Origin of the sequence: Pedobacter sp. JY14-1 (assembly GCF_029269825.1) — a bacterium.
GTDB lineage: Bacteria > Bacteroidota > Bacteroidia > Sphingobacteriales > Sphingobacteriaceae > Pedobacter.
On the sequence record NZ_JARJHU010000002.1, the window covers coordinates 54,097 to 74,683 of the forward strand.

A 20,587-nucleotide genomic window follows, 5' to 3' on the forward strand; every position below is an offset into this window, starting at 1 on the left:
AGATCTCAGGGATACAACAAGTATCTTTTGCGCATTGTTTTGTATTTGCTCAGTCCCGGTTCCCAGCTTGCCCTGATCTCCTTTTCAGACTTACCCGCCATTACCTGTTCCCTGAAAGCGGAAACCCCGATCAGTCTTTCAATGGTCCCCATTTCCCTGCTCAGCTTCGAATTAAAAAAATCAGCCTTCCGCGGCGAAGCCTTATACAGTTCCAGCAGCCAGCTCAGGTTGAGTTGCCGGGTCCTGCGAAACTCCGATACATCATAGTTCCGCAGGTCGAGCCCATAACAGACCTGTCCCATAAATAACGGCGTTTCCGACATTCCCTTTATGCTTACCGGTGTATAGGAAAAACTATATATCCCTTTCAGGTATGGCGCACCAATTACCGTAAACGGAAACTGCGTGCCCCGCCCATGGTTCAGGTAAATGCCCTCAAACAGGCAGGTCGACGGATATAACAGTATCGCCTGCTGCGTATTCAGGTTTGGAGAAGGCTTCACCGGCAGTTCATACGGCGTATCGTGCGTATAGTTGGACACTTTAATCACCCGGATCCGGCATTTCAGTCCGTTGCTCAGCCAGTTTTCACCGTTCAGCATCTGTGCATATTCACCTACCGTAAGTCCATGTACGATCGGGATCGGATTGATCCCGATACCCGATCTGTGCTGAGGTTCCAGCACGGGTCCATCTACATAAAAACCATTTGGATTGGGCCTGTCCAGGATCAACACCTCTTTATCATTTGCCGCACAAGCCTCCATCACATGCTGCAGCGTATTGATATACGTATAAAAGCGTACACCAACGTCCTGTATGTCAAAAACCATCACATCCACGTCCAGAAGATCTTCCTTCGTCGGCGCCGAATGCCTGCCATACAAAGACACCACTTTAATGCCGGTTTTCACATCCGCCTCATCGTTTACATGTACCCCCGCACTGGCGTTACCCCGGAAACCATGTTCCGGACCGAAGATCTTCACAATCTTCACACCCAGTTTCAGCAGACTGTCCACTGTGGTTTCTTTGCCGATAACTGAAGTCGGGTTCACGACCATGCCCACCCGTTTGCCCTTCAGATAAGGCACGTACAGGTCAGTTTGTTCTGCGCCTGTTTTCAGGGCGCCCTTTTCCCGTCCGGGTTTGTCAAAGTCTTCCGCCTTCACCTGGTAAGGGTTCGGTACGCCCGGATTAAAGACCACTTTTGGCCACCCGCAGGCATTCAGGGAAACCACGATCAGTAAAGCATTCAGGGAATTCAGCAGCATAGAAGTCATAAAGTAAAGGTAAGTAAATGAGGGATAATTACTATATTGCTCTCAACAAACCAAATGATAACCATGAGAACCAAACTCATTGCCGCCGCCGTAGTAGCAGTTGCCGCGTCAGGATACACGCTCAAGAGACGGACCGAACTGAACCTTGAAAGCAAACACTTTTCAGAAGAGACCCGGCTCTTCGTTCCCCAGGACCTCGAAGCCACGGTCTGGGCGGAGTCTCCCCAACTGTACAACCCCACCAACATCGATGTTGACGCAAAAGGCCGTATCTGGGTAACTGAGGCGGTCAATTACCGTAAGTACAACAACAGGGCACCCCATTTCCCGGACAGGGATGCAGGCGACCGCGTCGTTATCCTGGAAGACAAGGATGGTGACGGAAAGGCGGAAAGCTCCAAAGTCTTCGTTCAGGACAAAGACCTGCTCGCACCGCTGGGTATCGCCGTCGTCGGCAATAAGGTCATTGTTTCCTGCGCGCCCTCACTGATCGTCTATACCGATGAAGACGGAGACGATAAACCCGATAAGAAAGAAATTTTCCTCACCGGTTTTGGTGGTAAGGACCATGACCACAGCCTTCATGCCCTTTTTGCCGGGCCCGATGGCAAATATTACTTCAACGCCGGTAACGCCGGGCCGCACATCGTTACCGATAAATCGGGCTGGAACCTGCGCTCTGGCAGTAACTATAATGGCGGTTCTCCTTATAACAACAGCAATAAAGGCGGTCTGGTGAGTGACGACGGGAAAGTCTGGACCGGTGGCATTGCACTCCGCGTCAATCCGGACGGTACCGGACTTAAAGTGCTCGCACACAATTTCAGAAACTCTTACGAATATACGCTCGATTCCTACGGCAACATGTGGCAGAACGATAATGACGATGACGGCAACAAAGGCGTCCGCGTATCCTGGCTCATGGAAGGCGCCAACATGGGCTATGCCAGCGCAGACGGTACCCGCCGCTGGGAGGCCGACCGCAGGCCAGATCAGGCTACGCCAATAGCCCACTGGCACCAGGAAGACCCGGGCGTACTGCCTTTTGGCGACAATACCGGTGCGGGCTCACCCACAGGCGTAGCCTTTAACGAGGGCGATGCCCTAGGTGAAAAATACAGGGGTATGCTCATGGCCTGCGATGCCGGCAGGAACGTAGTTTTTGCCTACAAGCCCCAGGTAAACGGCGCGGGCTTCGATCTCAACCGCCTCAACCTGATCACCTCCCTGCCCGATGAGCAGGTGGCCGGGGCCGGGAGCAGTGCCAGGGATGGCGAAAAAGACAAATGGTTCCGCCCCAGCGACGTCACCGTAGGTACGGATGGCGCTATTTATGTTGCTGACTGGTATGACAGTATGGTCGGCGGCCACCGGATGACCGATACCACAGGCACCGGCCGCATTTACCGCATCGCGCCAAAAGGCAAAAAACTCAGCAAGCCGAAATACAACCTGAAAAACATAAACGGCCAGTTACAGGCCCTGCTCAGTCCTGCAGTCAACGTGCGCAACTCTGGTTTTGTGCTGCTGGTGGCCCAGGGTGCAAAAGCAGTGAAACCCGCAATTAAACTGTTGGGTTCCGTTAATCCCTACCATCGGGCCAGAGCCATCTGGCTGTTGTCCAACCTGGGGCCGGAGGGGATAAAAGAGGTGGAGGCTGCTTTGAGATCTACCGATGACAACCTGCGCATTACCGCCTTCCGGGCACTTCGCGGTATAAAACCGGATATCCTGGCTTATGCACAACAACTGGTAAAGGACCCTTCGCCAGCCGTACGCCGTGAGGTTGCGGTAGCGCTCCGCGACCTGCCCCTGGCCAATACCAGAGACCTCATTGTCCAGCTAGCCCGCATGTATGATGGCAAAGACCGTTATTACCTGGAAGCACTGGGTGAGGCCGCCCTGGGCAAGGAAGAAGAAATTTACCATGCTGTCAATGCAGAAATAGGCGGGGCACCCCTGCAATGGAGTCCGGCCATGGCAGGTATTGCCTGGAGACTACACCCCAAGGCTGCCCTCCCGGCTTTGGTACAGCGCGCCGGATCAGACCAACTCAGTCCGGAGCAACGCAAACAGGCCGTCGTCGCCATCGGTTTCATACCCGACCAGGCAGCGGCTGATGCCATGCAGCAACTAAGTGCCAGTAAGATATCAGGTGTGAAGGAACAGGCCCTGTGGTGGTTGCGCTACCGCCAGGGCAACGAGTGGAGCAATTTCAATATTCAGCTGCCTGACGAAGGCAACAAAGCCAACGAACAGCAGCAGCAGAAAATGCTGGCCCATAAGGTAAAGCTGGAAAATAATGCAACGCCGCAAAAAGACAAGATTACCGCTATACAGGCCATGGCCAAAGACAAGATCGGCGGGGAAATGCTTATCGGCCTTGCCGTAGACAAAAAACTGAGCAAGGAACTTACGGACGAAGTCAGCAAGGTCATTTTCAGTAACCCGGACCAGACCGTTCGCGTGCTGGCCAGCGACTACTTTAAAAAGCCGGGCGGAGAAACCACCTATTCCATTCCGAGGATCGCCAAATTACAGGGTGATGCGGCTGCGGGGAGGCTCGTCTTCAAAAATAAATGTACCCCCTGCCACAAGGTAGGCAACGAAGGCGCAAGCATAGGCCCCGAACTTACCCTGATCGGCAAGAAATTTGAAAAGAATGGTATGCTCGACGCCATCATTAATCCGAGCGCAGGCATGGCCTTTGGCTACGAATCCTGGCTCATCACCAAGAAAGACGGTTCCACCTTCTCCGGCTTCCTGCAGGCCGACGGCGAAACCGTGGTACTCAAAGGCATGGCCGGCGAGAAATACAACATCAAATCAAAAGACATCGCCTCACGCAAACAGTTTGCGACCTCTATTATGCCAGAGCCTTCAGCGCTTCAGCTCAGCGAGAAAGACCTGGCCAATGTCGTGCAGTACCTGCTTACGGTAAAGCAGTAATGTGACGCATAATCACCCGGACCTGAACTTTCAGGTCCGGGTATTCAAATTATTTTGCGACTTTTGTGTGCATACAATCATCAGAAGCATTAACAGGTCAAGAGCATTAACAGGTTGAATACATCCTATTTCATCGCCAGCCGCATTGCCGTCAAATCCAACCGCACCTTCTCCAAACTGATCGTGCGCATTGCCATTGCCGGCGTCATGCTCAGCCTTGCCGTCATGATGCTTTCCGTAGCCATCATCAAAGGTTTCAAGACCGAGATCCGTGAAAAAGTACGGGGATACATCGGCGACATCCGCATCTTTAAATTTGACCTCAACAATTCTTTCGAGCTAAGCCCCTTCATACCAGATCCCGAGACCATCCGTAATCTCCGGAAGAACCCGGAGGTAGTATACTTTCAGCCCTATGCCACCAAACCGGCTATCCTGTCGGCCAATGACCAGGTTGAAGGCATTAATTTCAAGGGGGTCGATAAGACTTATCACTGGGACTTCATCCGGAAACACCTGGTCAGTGGTACGGTCATCAATTTCGCAGACAGTGCACAGGCGATGAAGCAAATCATGATCTCCAGGTTTACCGCCAGCAGGCTCAACCTGAAGACCGGAGACAGCTTCATTATGCACTTTGTACAGGACCCGCCCCGAAAGCGGCCCTTTAAGATCGTCGGTATTTACGACATCGGAGTCGAAGAAATCGACAAAACCTTTGTGATCGGTGATATCAACCTTATCCGAAGGCTGAACAACTGGAAACCTGGTGAGATCGGGGGCCTGGAGGTCCGTATCCGGGATTTCTCTAAACTGGCGGAGACTTCAACCGGTATTTATGAGAACCTGGAAATGAAACTCAAATCGGAATCGGTCCAGGAATATTTTCCGGCTATCTTTACCTGGCTTTCCCTGCTCGACGTGAATACCCGTGTGTTGCTGGTACTGATGATGATCGTCGGGGTCATCAACATGATCACCGCCCTGCTCATCATGATCCTGGAACGCACAAATATGATCGGTCTGCTCAAATCCCTGGGCATGGGCAATGTCAGCATCATGAAGATATTTCTTTACAACGCATTATATCTGGTCGGTATCGGCCTTCTGCTCGGTAACCTGCTTGGCCTGGGCGTTGGCATCCTGCAGCATTACACCCATATCTTCAAGCTGGACCAATCTTCTTACTATCTTGCCTATGTGCCGGTAGAATTCCATTTCACCGATGTACTGCTGCTCAATCTTGCAACTATCATCATTTGCACCCTGGTGCTCATTCTTCCTTCCATGCTTGTCAGCCGGATCAGCCCGCTTAAGGCGATCAGGTTTAAGTGATCCGCCATTTCAGGGCCTACTTATGTCCCGTTTTTGGTCTGGTTTTGGTCTGGTATTGGACTGGTCTCAGACTGGTCACCATCTGGTCCAACCAGTTTAAATACAGTTTAAAGCCGGTTTGACACCTGATGATGATCAGTTTTCGTATTGGACATAGTGCGGAGCTAAAACGACGATACTATTATTTATCTGTCTTGGTATTTGGACTTAATCTAAATAGATATATATTTGCGGTGAAAAAAATGCCACACGGTTTAGGCCCCGTGTGGCTGCCGGATAACCGGTACTTCAACGTGAATTAAAGTAATGCAAGTTAAACAATTTTTGTTATTGGGTGCATTCTGCACCGCAGCCTTCATCTCCGCGGCTGCATCCGGGCCAAAAGTGCCTGTAAATATTTCAAAAGCCAGCGAAAGGACGCTATCCCGCATCCCGGAGGAGGAGCAGCAGTACGGTGCTGTACGCGGAAGGATCACGACTGCAGACGGAAGTGTCGCTCCCTATGTGTCTGTAGTCCTTAAGGGTACTAATTTTGGCGCCATCTCTAACGAAGACGGCGAATACCAGATCAAAAGGGTGCCTGCGGGCCAGTATACGATCGTGGTATCCGCGGTGGGGCTTTATCCGAAGGAAAAAGAGGTAGATGTAGGACCAAAGCAGACCGTAGTAGCAGACTTCTCACTTAATGAGAACCTGTCGGAGCTGGAGGCAGTAAATATCAATGGACAGCGTAAACGGTTTAAAGCTGATAAGGTTTCCCCTTCACTAAGACTGCAGTCTCCGTTGATCGAAGTGCCCCAAAACATTGCGGTGGTTACAAGCAAAGTACTTGCAGACCAGTTGGTATTTGATATCGTAGACGGTGTGACACGCAACGTCAGTGGCGCGACCAGAACAGGGCATTGGGATGCTCAGTATGCAAACGTTTTTATGCGTGGTACCAACATTCCGGCGTTCAGGAACGGGATGAACCAGAAAATGCCCTGGGGCCCGCTTGCTGACGACGCGGCAACTATTGACCGTATAGAGTTCGTGAAGGGACCTTCAGGTTTTATGATGGCCAATGGAGAACCAGGTGGTATCTATAACATCGTAACCAAGAAGCCAACAGGTGAAAACCGGAGTTCTGTAAGTTTCAGCGGCGGCGGTTTTAACTTGGGCCGTGCCGCGGTTGACCTGGATGGGAAATTGTCATCGGACGGCAGATTGCTGTTTCGTCTCAACCTTGCTGCGCAAACTAAAGGCAGCTACAACAAATACAATTATACAGATAAGTACATTATCGCCCCTGTGATCAGTTATCAGATTGATTCCAATACCCTGGTTACTGCTGAATACACGACGCAGCACGTAGAAGCTCAGGCATTGGGTACCTATGGTTTCTCTCCGAAGGGGTTTGGCGATACTGATCCCAGTTTCTTCATAGGAGATCCGGCGCTGGATCCGAATAAACTATATGATCACAATATCACTCTTTACCTGAACCACAAATTAAATGCGGACTGGAAAGTGAATGGTCAGGTTGCTTATATAAAATATGGCCTTGAAGGCGGTACACCCTGGCCATCAATGATCGCACCAAATGGCGATATGAGGAGATACCTGAATATCAGTGAAGAACTGGCGATCAATAAGAACGCCCAGTTGAGCATCATGGGTGACGTGGCTACTGGTGCTATTGTTCACAGGATACTTACCGGTGTGGATATGGGCAATCTGAAAACCTGGGGTGATTTTGCGAGTGTTCAGCAGCCAGATTTGCAGCTCGCCGGAAATGCGACCTTCAATATCTACAATCCGATTTACGGCATCCCAACAGCAAATATTCCCGTTTTTGACCGTTCTAAAAGCATCCAGATCCGTTCAGGTATTCCGGCCAACCTTGCTTATGCTACCAATCTGACCTACACAGGTCTGTACCTGCAGGATGAGATCCGTATGTTGGAAGAGAAGTTGCGTCTGACTCTGGCAGGTAGGTTTACCCATTCTGTAAACGTTGGAAAGTCAAACAAAACTCAGATTTCTGATAATGTATTTTCTCCGCGTGCCGGTTTGAGCTATTCGATCTTTAAGGACTTTTCCGCTTATACGCTGTATGATCAAAGTTATCTTCCGGTTGCGGGGCAGGACTTTTTCGGTGAGCCTTTTAAACCGATAAGAGGTAACAATATTGAACTGGGGCTGAAAAAAGATTGGTTTGACGGAAAATGGAGTACGACTGTAGCAGCTTACCAGATTATTAAGAAGAATGTGCTTACCGCTGATCTCGATCCGGAGCATATTGCGGCCAACCCGAATGCACAAGTGCAACTGGGTGAAATCAAGTCAAAAGGGATAGAACTGGATATTACCGGTGAAGTTGTCAAGGACTTGAATTTGGTACTGAATTACGCTTATACTGATGCCCGTGTCAGCGAAGACAATAAGCCAGACCTCGTGGGAAGACATACGCCAAATTCGGCGAAACACATTACCAATGGCTGGCTTTCCTACCGTTACAAAAAGGTGGGATCGGTGCTCAACGGTCTGGGGCTAACCGGTGGTTATCAGATTCAGCTGGACAGGTATGCGGGTACGACTTCAGCTCCTTTGAATTTGCCAAATTATTACCGGTTCGATGCAGGTATCTCCTATGAACGCGGAAAAGTAACATTGTCTGCAGTAGTGAACAATTTACTTGACCGCAGACTGCTTACTCAAGGTTCGTACACAGATTTAGGCAGCAGGGCAACGGCGACATCTGTTTCCTATTACACCTACATCTACGAAGTTCCAAGGAATGCCAGGTTGTCTTTGACCTACCGCTTCAAGTAATCCTGGAAAACCGCTATACAGATCGTTACAATGATGACCCAAAAACAACAGACATCACCTAAGAGAAAGCAGAAGGATTCGCTTTTTAAGAGGATCAATAACTGGCTCCATTTGTGGTTGGGTCTGATTTCGGGCGTCATTGTCTTTATCGTGTGCATTACGGGCTGCATCTGGGTATTTAATGAAGAAATTACCGGCTTACTCGAACCTGAAAACAAGGTCGAGTGGCAGGATAAGCCGGTACTGACCCCTTCACAGCTGACGGAGGTTGCCGCAAAGCTGTATCCGGATAAGGTACCATCTTACGCCAATTATCGCCTGGGTGAAGTGATCAATCTTGGTCTGAAAGACAAGGTTGCGAAAAAAGGACGTCCTCAGGGCGGTGGCAGACGTGATGTCGCGGTGATGCTGAAAATCAACCCTTATACCGGCGAGGTGGTCAGTAATGAAGTGCGTAAGCCGGGCGAGACCGATTTCTTCCGGTTTATCCTGAACGGACACCGTTTTCTCTGGATGCCTGTGGAGATCGGCAGACCGATTGTAAACTACGGTACGCTGGTGTTTGTCATTTTGCTCATTACCGGCCTGATCTGGTGGTATCCGAAGAAATGGAACAAATCTACCCGTGACAAGAACTTTAAGATCAAGTGGGGTGCTTCCTTTAAACGGGTGAACCTCGATTTGCACAATGTACTGGGTTTTTACGCTTTATTATTCCTTGCGGCTATTGCCCTTACCGGGATGGTTTATGGCCTGAAATGGTATAGTGGAGGTTTATATTGGGTGACCACCGGAGGTGAAAAGCTGCAGGAATTCAGAAAGCTGAAATCAGATTCTTTGCAGAAGGGCAGGTTTTTTACGCCGGCCGGAGCGATAGACGGTGCTTGGGCAAAAGTAGTCGCAAAACATAAGCAATCTACCGGTTTCTATTACAGTTTTCCGGACACGGCCAGGGCGAAGGCAGCGATAGACATCTATGTTTACCCCACTGCCGGGCAGTTTTACAACAGTCAGAGCTATACGTTTGACCAGCATACGCTTAAGGAACTGGAGCGAAGCGATCCTTATGCTGTGGCGTTTGATCAGGCGTCATTTGGGCAAAAGCTACGCAAGATGAATTATGAGATCCATGTGGGCAGCATCCTTGGTTTTCCGGGAAAAGTACTGGCTTTCCTGGCTTCCCTGATCGGTGCGAGCCTGCCGATCACGGGTTTTCTGGTCTGGTATGGACGCAAGTTTAAAAAGAAGAAAAAGGCTTCGTCGGCCAGGGTGAAGTCCGGGCCAAAAGCGTATACCCTGCAGGAAGATACTGTACTGGAATAACAGACGCTTATTATGGCCAAAGGCCGGCCTTACCAGAGTGGTAAGTTGCCGGCCTTTGGCGTTTGGAATGGTAACAAAAATGTGAGGTTTTATTTAGTTTCTATATTTGGACTTATTCTAAATAAGGCTATATTTGCGGTATAAAAAAAATGCCACACGGGTCCGAACCGTGTGGCTAACCGGATAAACCGGCTCACCTTTAATGTGGATTAAAAGTAATGCAAGTTAAGAAACTTTTGCTATTGGGTGTACTATGCATCCAGGCAATTTTTACAAGTGCCCAGGAAAAGAAATCAAGTCTGGGTGGTCAGGTCAGGACAAGTACGGGAGCAGCAATTCCCGCAGCGACCATCAGACTCCAGAATTCCAGGTATGGCACAGTTACCGATGCTCAGGGTAGTTACAAAATCAACGACTTAAAACCGGGCAGCTATGTGGTGCATGTCAACGCCATCGGCTTTAAGCCAGAGAAAAAAGAGATCAGACTGGTTGCTGGAGAAACTGGCACGCTCAGCTTCAGCCTTGAAGAAAGCGCTGAGCAAATGGAGACGGTCAATGTGATCGGTCGTACCAAAGCCCAGGAAGTGAACCGGCAGGCATTCAATGTAACTGCCATTGATGCCACTAAACTTTACAATACGACTTTAGATATATCAGGCGCGCTTGACAGGGTAGCGGGTGTGCGGGTCAGGGAATCTGGAGGAGTTGGGTCCAACTTTAACCTTTCGCTAAATGGTTTTTCGGGTAGCCGGATCCGTTATTTCATTGACGGTATACCGATGGACAATTTTGGTTCTTCGTTCCAGATCAATAATATTCCGATCAATATTGCAGAACGTGTAGAAGTGTATAAAGGTGTGGTGCCGATGTGGCTGGGTTCGGATGCTTTAGGCGGGGCAATTAATATCGTGACTGCGGACCGTTACCGAAATTATGCAGATGTCTCTTACTCCTATGGCTCTTTTAATACACACAGAAGTGTAGTAAACGCCGCTGCTACCCATAAAAATGGCCTTACTTTACAGTTAAGCGCTTTTCAGAACTATTCGGACAATAACTATAAGATGGATATTCTGGCCGCGGACATTTATACGGGACAGTATAATCAGGGCAAGACCATCAGGAGATTTAACGATACTTACCACAACGAAACGGTGATCGCTAATGTCGGTGTGCTGGACAAAGGCTATGCGGACAAGCTGCTGTTCGGCATTACGCTGGGCCAGAACTATAAAGAAATGCAGACCGGGGCCCGTCCGGAGGCTGTCTTTGGCGCCATGCACAGGCGCGGAAACATCATCATGCCTGCTTTGAAATATAAGAAGAAAGATTTGATCCCGGGGCTGGACGTAGCTGTTAATGCAAATTATAACTTAGGTTATGAGCAGAACATAGATACCGTAAACGCACGTTTTGATTGGTACGGCACATCTAAACCCATCGGCACCAGTGGTGAACGGAGCAGAACTCTGGCCAAATATAAAAACCATAACGGCTTAGGTACGGCGATGTTCAACTACAATATCGACGCGAATCAGTCTATAGCATTAAGCAACGTCTACAATACCTTTGACCGGACAGCCAAAGACGAGCTTAATCCCGCAAGTGCAGAAAATGAGAGGAAAAAGAAATTAAACAAAAATGTGACCGGGTTAGGTTACAGTTATAACGTGGCGGACAAGTGGAGTGCGACGGCATTTGGCAAAATGTTGTATCAGAAAGCTGTTTACGGCAGCCCGCAGCCTGGATTAACGAAATTTGGATATGGCACTGCGCTAACTTATTTCCTGAACAGGAATTTACAGTTCAGAGGTTCTTATGAACTGAGTAATCGTTTACCTGAGGCGCAGGAACTTTTCGGAGACCTGGAAAACCAGGAAGGAAATCCTAATCTGAAGCCGGAAGGCAGCGACAATGTGAACCTGGGCGTAATTTATACTTTCAATCTCAATCGGGTACACAATTTCTCACTTACTGCCAATGGGATTTACCGGTATGCCAGGGACTTCATTTTTAGCCGGTATAACCTGAACCAAACCAAACTTGTTCTGGATAACAAAGCGGGGGTATCGACAATAGGTGGAGATGCGGAACTGCGTTATGCTTATAAAAACTGGCTGAGTGCGGGAGCTACCATGACCTACCAGTACCTGAAAAACCTGGAGGAATATGTATACGATACGCAGACAAGTACCTATGTTTCAAGTCCTGTATATCTGGACCAGATGCCGAACATCCCTTATCTTTTTGGTAACGGAGACATTTCTGTGTTTCTGAAAGACATTGGTAAAAAGGGCAATAACCTGAGTATAGGTTACAATTTACTGTATGTGCACGCTTTCTGGCTATACTGGCCAAGTCTGGGTACCGCCAGTGCGGCGCAAAAGAACGAAGTGCCCCAACAATTTGCACATGATGTGAATCTTGTGTACAGCATGGCCAAAGGCCGGTATAACATTAGTCTTGAGGCCCGGAACATTACCGATGTTGCGCTTTACGATAATTTTGCCCTTCAAAAACCAGGCCGGGGCTTCTATCTGAATCTGAGATATTTCATTAACAAACACCAATTTAAAAACGATTAGCATAATTATTATGAAAACTAAATTTACAAAAGCGCTTGCTGCACTGGCCTTTGCTGCTGTCCTGGCATCTTGTTCTAAAAAGAAAGATATAGAAGTAGTCCCGGAAAATCCGGGTAATTTTATCCTGGCGGTAACTCCTGTTGCATCAACGGGCGTAGCCGACTACCTGGTTACTGCCAGCAGTCTCGATACAGGAAAAGTATCTATTGTGGGTAATGGAACAGAGCAGGACGGTACTTACCGCTACTATGTAACCGCCAACAATAAATTCTTCAGCATGCTTTACGGTCAGGGTAACCCCGGGGCTGTTACCGCTTATAATATTGTTGACGGAAAGCTGAACAAGCTGACCAACTTTGTTACCGAGACGGTTCAGGCTTTTGCTCCTGTTAAGGACGATATTCTGTTGGTAAAAGTACCAAGGACGATTTCAGCTACCGGTACTACCAATGCGCTTTGGTATCGTGTAAATACGACCAGCACTTCTATTGCAGCTGAAGGTACATTGAATGCAACTGAGCCTACAGGTAACGGTGAAATTGCGCATTTTAGCTGGATCAGACAGATCGGTGACAAGGTCTGGGCTCCATTCTTTGGCATCAAGAACAGTTCGTTTCATACCGACTATCCCGATTATGCAGGTATAGCTGTATATTCTTATCCGGGTATGCAACTGGAGAAGGTAATTAAAGACACGCGTACCAGTTTTATCGGCAGGTATTTTACAGACGGCCTCGGTGTGGTTGAAAACAGTGATGTTTACGCCTTTTCTTCTTCTGTTGCGGTAAACAGCGGCGTATTGACATCTACTAAGCCATCTGCGATTACCCGCATCAAGGCTGGTACCACTGAATTTGACCTTTCTTACTTCCTGAATTTTGAAGAGGTCTCAAATGGTCATGTGATTACCAACTGGTTATATATAGGTGGCAATAAGTTCATTGCGCACATGGAGCCAAAGGCTACCCGTGGTGCTTATAAGGCGGGTATCCGCCTGGCAATCCTGAATGTGGTTGATAGGACAGTAAACGCAGTAACCGGCTTCGCCGATCCGGCCACCATTTCCAGCATTACTACAAACAATTATACGCCTAAAGATGGCAGGTATGGCTACGTCGGGGTAAACCTGACCGATGGCACGACCTGGGTATATAAGATAGATGCTTCAAATGCTACCGCAACTAAAGGCCTTAAAGTAGAAGGCGGAAAGATCACCGCGATCCAGCACCTGCAATAGTCATAAAATGCATTTCAATAACGATAATTCCTCAGCACACCATACCCGGTACATACCTGGAAACCATTAAAGACAATGACAGCGAACAAACAGACACCGCCGAGGAAAAAGCAGAAGGATTCGCTTTTTAAAAGGATCAACAACTGGCTCCACTTGTGGCTGGGGCTGATATCAGGCATCATTGTCTTTATCGTATGCATCACCGGCTGTATCTGGGTGTTCAATGAGGAGATTACCGGCTTGCTCGAACCAGAGAATAAGGTCGAATGGCAGGACAAGCCGGTGCTTACTCCCGCGCAACTGGCGGGGATCGTCGCTAAACAGTTCCCGGATAAGTTGCCGGCCTATGCCAGTTACCACCAGGGCGAGGTGATCAATCTAAACCTCAGGGATAAAGTTGAAAAGAAGGGCGGACGCCGTGGCGGCGGAAGGCGCGGCGGCGGGGTTTCACTGAAGATTCACCCCTATACCGGTGAGGTCATCAGTAAAGAGGTACGTAAGCCGGGGGAGACAGATTTCTTCAGGTTTATACTCAACGGGCACCGGTTCCTGTGGATGCCTTATGAGATCGGGAGGCCGATCGTCAATTATGGTACACTGGTCTTCGTAATCCTGCTCATTACCGGGCTCGTCTGGTGGTACCCTAAAAAATGGAACAAATCTACCCGCGAGAAGAGCTTTAAGATCAAGTGGGGCGCTTCCTTTAAACGGGTGAACCTGGATTTGCACAATGTGCTGGGTTTTTACGCTTTATTGTTCCTGGCCGCGATCGCACTTACGGGAATGGTCTATGGCATCAAATGGTACAGTGACGGTCTGTACTGGGTCACTACCGGCGAGAAGTTGCAGGAGTTCAGGAGAATGGAATCGGACTCGCTGCAGAAAGGCAGGTTCTACACGCCGGTTGAGGCGATAGACGGGGCCTGGGCAAAGGTAATATCGAAACATCAAAAGTCTACCGGTTTTTATTACAGCTTTCCGGATACGGCGCGCTCCGGGGCAACGATAGATATTTATGTATATCCAACCGCCGGACAGTTTTACAACAGTCAAAGCTATACGTTTGACCAGCACACGCTCAAGGAGCTGAAGCGCAGTGATCCTTATGCAGTGGCGTTCAATCAGGCGTCATTTGGGCAAAAGCTGCGCAAGATGAATTATGAGATCCATGTGGGCAGTATCCTGGGTTTTCCGGGTAAGGTGCTGGCTTTCCTGGCTTCACTGATCGGCGCGAGTCTGCCCATTACCGGGTTCCTGATCTGGTATGGCCGGAAATTCAAGAAGAAGAAAGGCGACAAGAAAGGAGGCGGTTCTTCTGTCGGTAATGTCGCTAAACGTGCGGGCATGGTGACGAAGCCGAAACTGAAGGTACACGCAAAACCAAAGGATCCGGTGCTGGCAAGCAATCTGCCTTTGCAGCCTGAATAGTTATGAATTAAACAAGAATTGAATATTGATCAAATTAAAAACTGATAAGATGAAAAAATGGAATATCCTGATGCTGACCCTGGTGCTCAGCTTTATCAGCAGCGGGCTTTTTGCCCATGCGCTCTGGATCGAGACGGCGGCAACGGGCAAGATAGGACATGCGCAGACCGTAAAGGTGTTTTACGGGGAGTATGCTACCGGCGAGCGTGATAGCATAGCCAACTGGTATTCTGACGTAAAAGCGGTTACGCTCTGGCTGACAGGTCCGGACCAGAAGAAATTGGAGTTAAAACTCACGCCCGGCGCGAACTATTATGAGGCAAGCTTTACGCCTGCTGTTAATGGTGCCTATACGCTGACGGTCAGCCATGAGGCCAGGGAACTGGGGGGTACGACCAAGTATCATTTCCTGTCAAGTGCACATGTGGCAGTGGGCAAGACCATAGCCGATGCGGCACAGAACGACAATGTACTGAAGGTGCACCTGGATGATGCGACTTCCGTTAAACTGAAAAAACAGGTTTTGCTGAAGGCATTCCTGAACAGTGCTGCTGCTGCTGGCAAAACGGTAAGCGTGTTTTCGCCAAGTGGGTGGTCTAAGGAACTGACCACCGATGCCGGCGGCGTGGTTTCTTTCATCCCGGTGTGGGCAGGTCGCTATGTAATAGAGATCAGTGATATGGACAAAACACCAGGCCAGCATTACGGTAAGGATTATAAGGCAACCTGGAAAGGTGCCACCTACAGTTTCGAGGTAAAGTAGCTCCCTGAGAATAATTGAATTGTTAAATAAAGGCCGGTTTTACCTTAAGGGTAAATTGCCGGCCTTTAATATCTTCCCTGGTTCATGGATAATCACCGCGGTACATTTCATGGCTTCGTTAACTTCGAAGGCGATGCCTTCGTCGCTGTCGTAAAGCTGTAGCTTTTCTTTGGCGTTTTTTACCTCAGCTGCGGGATAATTGTCGAGTTTGACCAGTGTAAAACTGCTCAGCAGTTTATTCAGCTCGACACCAGGCCCCATGCCGGTAACGGTCCTGTATTCCGGAGAAGTAACGCGGATCTGGCGGATACGGGCGGGTGGGTTGTCGCCGGTATCCCTTACGGTATAAACAGCAGTCTGATAGGACTTCGGATCGTGGTCGTCATACCATATGGCCACGGCTTTCTGCATCGCGGCATCGCCGGCATCGGGCTTGCCCATTTTTTGATAAAGTAATGCGGCATCTTCACCCAGGCTGATCTGACCTGCGGACTTTCCTGGTACCAGCCGATTTTCTGCAACGGTATTGCTGACGACCGCAGCATCATCTTCAGTGGAAGCAGTGGCCACAGTAACGGAATCGTGGGTGCCGCTGTCCTGTTCGGAACTGCAGCCTGCGGCCGTGAACAGGATCAGGGCTATATAATAAAGGGTGCTTCTGCGCATGGTATTTCAGGTAATGATTGCAGTGTATTCTTTTGCCAGATAACGCCGTAGTACCATTAAATGTTTGGACAACGGGCTTCGGAAATTTAGATCAAACAAAATGGCCGCTTTTCTTATTTCTACTCAAAACATGATCCATATGAACAATACAACGAGGTATTTCAACCATTTTACATTGATACTGTCCTGCTGCCTGGTCTTGCTGGCAACATCCTGTAAGAAAAGCAGGTCTGACATTGGTAAGGTGTTTTTCCAGGAGACGAGAAATAAGACCTTTAAAGACATAGATGCCGAAGCCTTTGCCGGGGTATTTGAAAAAGCGCTGGAGCAGGAAAAGGGCAGCCTGAAAAACCCGAAGTTCATTACGGCCTTTTATGCACAGCACGGTTACGATCCGGTGCTGAGCATGCGTCACCTGAAAGATGGAGGCGTGAAACAATTGGTGGCGCGATTGGATCAGGCCGGTACGCACGGGCTTTCACCGGAGCTCTTCGGTACTGAAAAGTTAAAGGCACGCTTAGATAAGGTCTATGACAAACGTGCGGTCAGGACTCCAAATGAGGCTTACCAGGCTATTGCAGAACTTGAAATCGCAATGGCCAACAGTCTTCTTGGCTATAGTAATGCATTACAGTATGGCTTGCTGAGTCCACGGAAGATCTATGCGCATTATTATACTGAAACGAAACGCCCAGATAGTGTGTCCATGCAGGTCGCCATGCGTGCGGAGGATTTAAAAACATACCTGGACAGCATACAACCTCAGGGCAAGGCTTACCTGGCGTTGCAGAAGGCGCTGGCCGAAGGTGTAACGGCACCGGGGATGGGCAAGGAGGAAACGGCACGGGTGCTGGAAGTAAACCTGGAGCGGCTGCGCTGGAAGAACCGTAATAATGACGAAAAGATGGTGGTCGTGAACATACCGGATTTTACGCTGCAGGTGCTTGAACATGATAAGCCTGTCCTAAAAATGAAGGTTTGCGTAGGGGAGGGCCGGGAGCTTTCAGCTGATGATCAGCTGAAGGAATACGATGAGGATGACCTGAAGAAGGACAGGCCTTTCAGCAGGGAAACGCCTCAGCTGGGCAGCCTGATCCATAGTGTGCAGGTGAACCCCGTCTGGAACATTCCAAAAAGCATTGCGACAAAGGAGATCAGTAAATATGCAGCGGCAGATCCGTACTACTTGTCTAATAATGCCATCGACGTATTCAAGGATGGTCAGCTGGTAGAAGATCCGGAGACCATTGACTGGGGTTCGGTTGATGCAGGGGCCTATTCATTCAAGCAGCGTCCGGGTGAAGAAAATTCCTTAGGTAAGATCAAGTTCCTTTTCAATAACCAGAGTTCAGTGTACCTGCACGACACCCCGAACAAGATGGCGTTCAATAAGCCGATGCGGGCCATTAGCCATGGCTGTGTACGTCTGGAACAGCCTTTGGAGCTGGCGCGTGTATTGTTTGGCGAAGGTGAAAAGCTGGAGCTGATCAAACGGGAAATGGAGAAGACAGACAATCCGCAGGCGAAGGACATTGCCCTGCCCAAAAAAGTGGCCGTTTACCTGACTTACTTTACCTGCTGGCCCGATGAACAGGGGGTGCTGCAGTTCAGAAAGGATGTATACGGGCAGGATGTGGTACTGTATTCTTACCTGGAAAAAATGAAAGGGTAAACGGTTATATGTTCAGTGAATCCACTGTATCCTGAGAAAGCAGCGCTTCTTCCGTTCCGGCGGCTAGTGAGGCTGCCGATTGCTCATCCAGGTATTTGGAAGTATAACCCTTATCGCTGCTGTTGATGAACAACAGCGTTTTTCCGCCGATGGTATTAATGACCTTGTTGGTCAGTTCAGGCGCAATGGCCGGACAGCCATGGCTGCGGCCCAGTCTTCCCAGGGCCTTGATGGTGCCTGCGCTTACATAACTGGCACCATGAACAACGATGTCCCGGCTGCGGGCATTGGAGTTAAAGCCTTCATCCATGCCGTCCAGGCGTAATGAACGGCCGTGCTGCCCGGTATAAATTTCCCCCGTCACGTAAAAGCCAAGGCTGCTTTGATGAGAATCGCTGGTGTTTGAAAAATTGATGGCTTTGTCGTCACCGCTGCGCTGTCCGTGGGCTACCCAGGTATTGAGTAGCAGCGTCCCATTTTCAAGGTCTACGATCCACAGACGCTTGCGGGTACTGTTCAGGTCCATGTCTGCAATCGTCACTACAGATTTATCGCTGCTCAGTTTGCCTGACTTCTTCAGGTTATAAAATCCCGTCACTGCCATTTCAAATACATTTAGCCTCAGACCGGTTTCGGCCAGGTGTGCAGTATTGTAGATACGTTTAAGATAAGTCTGGTAAAGGCTTTCCTTTGCTGCAACCGTGTCTGCCTTGGCGAGACTGTCATGTTTAGTGGTATTACCGGCCATGGGCACCCAGCTGATGGTAGTGAGTGCAATGGTAAGGACGATGAATGCGGTTATTCCTAACAGGTATCTTCTCATAGTGTTCATTTAAAGCGTGGCTATGGATTAATACGTTAATTAACTGGTCTTAGTATCTTGTAAACAGAAATCTTGTTTATGTATTTTCTGTTAAACTTATACAAAGTTAAGCGCTACCGGACATTTCTAGTAGAATAAATGTTCAGCTATTGCTTTAATATGACGAATCTCTCTGATTATGAGTTCAATGCAGCGAAATGCCTTTAATCTCCCTGGTAATCTGTAATTTTGCGGTTTATCAGAAATACAAAAGTGTCGTTAGAGAATTTAAAACTGAGCAGGCAACTGATTGCTGCGATGCAGGAAGCGGGGTTTGAGGAAGGTACCGAGGTGCAACAAAAGGTATTGTCAAGGATACATGGCGGCCAGAACCTGGTGGTGACTGCTCCGGAGGATAGTGGAAAGACTACAGCATACGTACTTGGCGTTCTGATGAAACTAAGCTACAGCACAGATGAAGCGCCAAAGGCTCTGGTGCTGGTGCCGGATGAGGAACGTGCGCTGGAAGTGATTGCACAGTTCCGGTCACTGGGCAGGAACAAGAACTTGCGGGTAACCGGCCTGTATGGAAAAGGGGGCATGGAGGAGGAGATCAACGAACTGATGCATGGTACGGATATCGTAGTCGCGACGCCCAACCGGGCAAGGACGATTTACCTGAAGCTGGCGCTGAATATGAACCGGATCAAGATGTTTATCGTGGACGATGCATCCGAGATGATCGGGCTCAACATGCAGGTGCCCCTGTTTGAACTGGCACGCAGTGCAGGTAAAGTGCAGCAACTTGTGTTTACCAGGGAAATGACCGGCAAGCTGCAAAAGCTGCTGGACCGTTTTATGGAGTTTCCGGCGGTTATAACTTTTTAGCTTCATTCCAGTAGACATCCATTTCTGCCAGGCTCATGTCCTGGAGCTGTTTGCCATTTTCCTTTGCCTTACTTTCCAGGTACTGGAAGCGTTTGATAAACTTCTTATTGGTTTTTTCCAGGGCATTTTCAGGATTGATGTTTACAAATCGGGCATAATTGATCAGCGAGAACAGCAAGTCACCAAATTCGGCCTCGGCTTTTTCCTGGTCTATTGCGCCGTCATCTGCATGGTTGTATTCAGCCTTGAATTCACTGAGTTCTTCTTCTACTTTTTGCCATACCTGGTCTTTGCTGTCCCAGTCAAAGCCGACACCCCTGGCTTTTTCCTGTATACGGCTCGCTTTGACCAGTGAGGGTAACCCTGCCGGTACACCGGCCAGCACTGATTTATTGCCTTCTTTCAGCTTGATCTTTTCCCAGTTGCGCTTGACGTCGTGTTCATCCTGCACTTCGGTATCGCCATAGATATGGGGGTGTCTGCTGATGAGTTTGTCGCATACGCCGTTAAGGACACCGGTAATGTCAAAATCATTGGTTTCTGAGGCGATCCGTGCATAAAATACCAGGTGCATCATGACATCACCGAGTTCCTTTCTGATCTCGTCGGGGTTGCCTTCAAGAATGGCGTCGGAAAGTTCGTAGATTTCTTCTATGGTAAGATGGCGCAGGCTTTCCATGGTCTGCTTTCTGTCCCAGGGGCATTCAGTACGCAGGGTATTCAGAACGGTAAGCAGGCGCTGAAAGGCAGCTGCGGGTTCATGGGCTGTGGCAGGGGGGATATGATTAGGCATGTATCACTTGACTAGATTAAAAAGTCAAAGGTAATGATCATTGCACTAA

14 protein-coding genes are annotated in these 20,587 nt (G+C 49.0%); 10 read left to right on the top strand and 4 right to left on the bottom strand.

What is annotated here, in order from left to right; translation table 11 throughout:
* Positions 1 to 5: 5 nt before the first annotated feature.
* Entirely contained in the window at positions 6 to 1,283 is a 1,278-nt protein-coding gene (locus P2W84_RS05325; protein WP_276089083.1) for a DUF1343 domain-containing protein, read from the bottom strand.
* A gap of 63 nt (positions 1,284 to 1,346) precedes the next feature.
* Here P2W84_RS05325 and P2W84_RS05330 point away from each other — a divergent pair, with 63 nt between their 5' ends.
* The 8 genes from P2W84_RS05330 to P2W84_RS05365 all read left to right on the top strand — a co-directional run bounded on the left by P2W84_RS05330 (position 1,347) and on the right by P2W84_RS05365 (position 15,717).
* Positions 1,347 to 4,232: a PVC-type heme-binding CxxCH protein gene (locus P2W84_RS05330; RefSeq protein ID WP_276089084.1), complete on the top strand. Its 2,886-nt coding sequence runs from the start codon at positions 1,347 to 1,349 to the stop codon at positions 4,230 to 4,232.
* A gap of 114 nt (positions 4,233 to 4,346) precedes the next feature.
* Positions 4,347 to 5,567, top strand: a complete 1,221-nt coding sequence (locus P2W84_RS05335; RefSeq protein WP_276089085.1) for an FtsX-like permease family protein — start codon at positions 4,347 to 4,349, stop codon at positions 5,565 to 5,567.
* Positions 5,568 to 5,873: 306 nt separating this feature from the next.
* On the top strand, positions 5,874 to 8,381 hold the full coding sequence (locus P2W84_RS05340) for a TonB-dependent receptor (protein WP_276089086.1): 2,508 nt from the start codon (positions 5,874 to 5,876) through the stop codon (positions 8,379 to 8,381).
* Between the two features lie 33 nt (positions 8,382 to 8,414).
* A complete protein-coding gene (locus tag P2W84_RS05345) occupies positions 8,415 to 9,704 on the top strand; it encodes a PepSY-associated TM helix domain-containing protein (RefSeq protein WP_276089230.1) in 1,290 nt (429 codons plus the stop codon).
* 218 nt (positions 9,705 to 9,922) lie between these two features.
* Positions 9,923 to 12,289 (top strand): TonB-dependent receptor, encoded by a 2,367-nt coding sequence (locus P2W84_RS05350; protein ID WP_276089087.1) that lies wholly within the window; start codon positions 9,923 to 9,925, stop codon positions 12,287 to 12,289.
* 10 nt (positions 12,290 to 12,299) lie between these two features.
* A complete protein-coding gene (locus P2W84_RS05355; protein WP_276089088.1) occupies positions 12,300 to 13,526 on the top strand; it encodes a DUF4374 domain-containing protein in 1,227 nt (408 codons plus the stop codon).
* Positions 13,527 to 13,601: 75 nt separating this feature from the next.
* Positions 13,602 to 14,954, top strand: coding sequence for a PepSY-associated TM helix domain-containing protein (locus tag P2W84_RS05360; RefSeq protein ID WP_276089089.1), 1,353 nt, complete (start codon positions 13,602 to 13,604; stop codon positions 14,952 to 14,954).
* 49 nt (positions 14,955 to 15,003) lie between these two features.
* Positions 15,004 to 15,717 carry a DUF4198 domain-containing protein gene (locus tag P2W84_RS05365; RefSeq protein ID WP_276089090.1) on the top strand — a complete coding sequence of 238 codons (714 nt, stop codon included), beginning with the start codon at positions 15,004 to 15,006 and terminating at the stop codon, positions 15,715 to 15,717.
* 39 nt (positions 15,718 to 15,756) lie between these two features.
* On the opposite strand, the gene P2W84_RS05370 is transcribed toward P2W84_RS05365, so the two are convergent.
* Positions 15,757 to 16,383, bottom strand: a complete 627-nt coding sequence (locus P2W84_RS05370; protein ID WP_276089091.1) for a hypothetical protein — start codon at positions 16,381 to 16,383, stop codon at positions 15,757 to 15,759.
* A gap of 139 nt (positions 16,384 to 16,522) precedes the next feature.
* On the opposite strand from P2W84_RS05370, the gene P2W84_RS05375 reads away from it, so the two are divergent.
* Positions 16,523 to 18,055 carry a L,D-transpeptidase family protein gene (locus tag P2W84_RS05375; protein WP_276089092.1) on the top strand — a complete coding sequence of 511 codons (1,533 nt, stop codon included), beginning with the start codon at positions 16,523 to 16,525 and terminating at the stop codon, positions 18,053 to 18,055.
* A 4-nt stretch (positions 18,056 to 18,059) separates the two neighbouring features.
* Here P2W84_RS05375 and P2W84_RS05380 read toward each other — a convergent pair whose 3' ends face one another.
* Complete coding sequence (locus tag P2W84_RS05380) at positions 18,060 to 18,878, bottom strand: murein L,D-transpeptidase catalytic domain family protein (protein WP_276089093.1); 819 nt, start codon at positions 18,876 to 18,878, stop codon at positions 18,060 to 18,062.
* 252 nt (positions 18,879 to 19,130) lie between these two features.
* Between P2W84_RS05380 and P2W84_RS05385 the strand changes: the two genes are divergently transcribed.
* Positions 19,131 to 19,745 carry a DEAD/DEAH box helicase gene (locus P2W84_RS05385; RefSeq protein WP_276089094.1) on the top strand — a complete coding sequence of 205 codons (615 nt, stop codon included), beginning with the start codon at positions 19,131 to 19,133 and terminating at the stop codon, positions 19,743 to 19,745.
* On the opposite strand, the gene mazG is transcribed toward P2W84_RS05385, so the two are convergent.
* Positions 19,732 to 20,538, bottom strand: a complete 807-nt coding sequence (gene mazG / locus P2W84_RS05390) for a nucleoside triphosphate pyrophosphohydrolase (protein ID WP_276089095.1) — start codon at positions 20,536 to 20,538, stop codon at positions 19,732 to 19,734. The two genes, P2W84_RS05385 and mazG, sit on opposite strands and share 14 nt — an antisense overlap.
* Between the last annotated feature and the right edge of the window lie 49 nt (positions 20,539 to 20,587).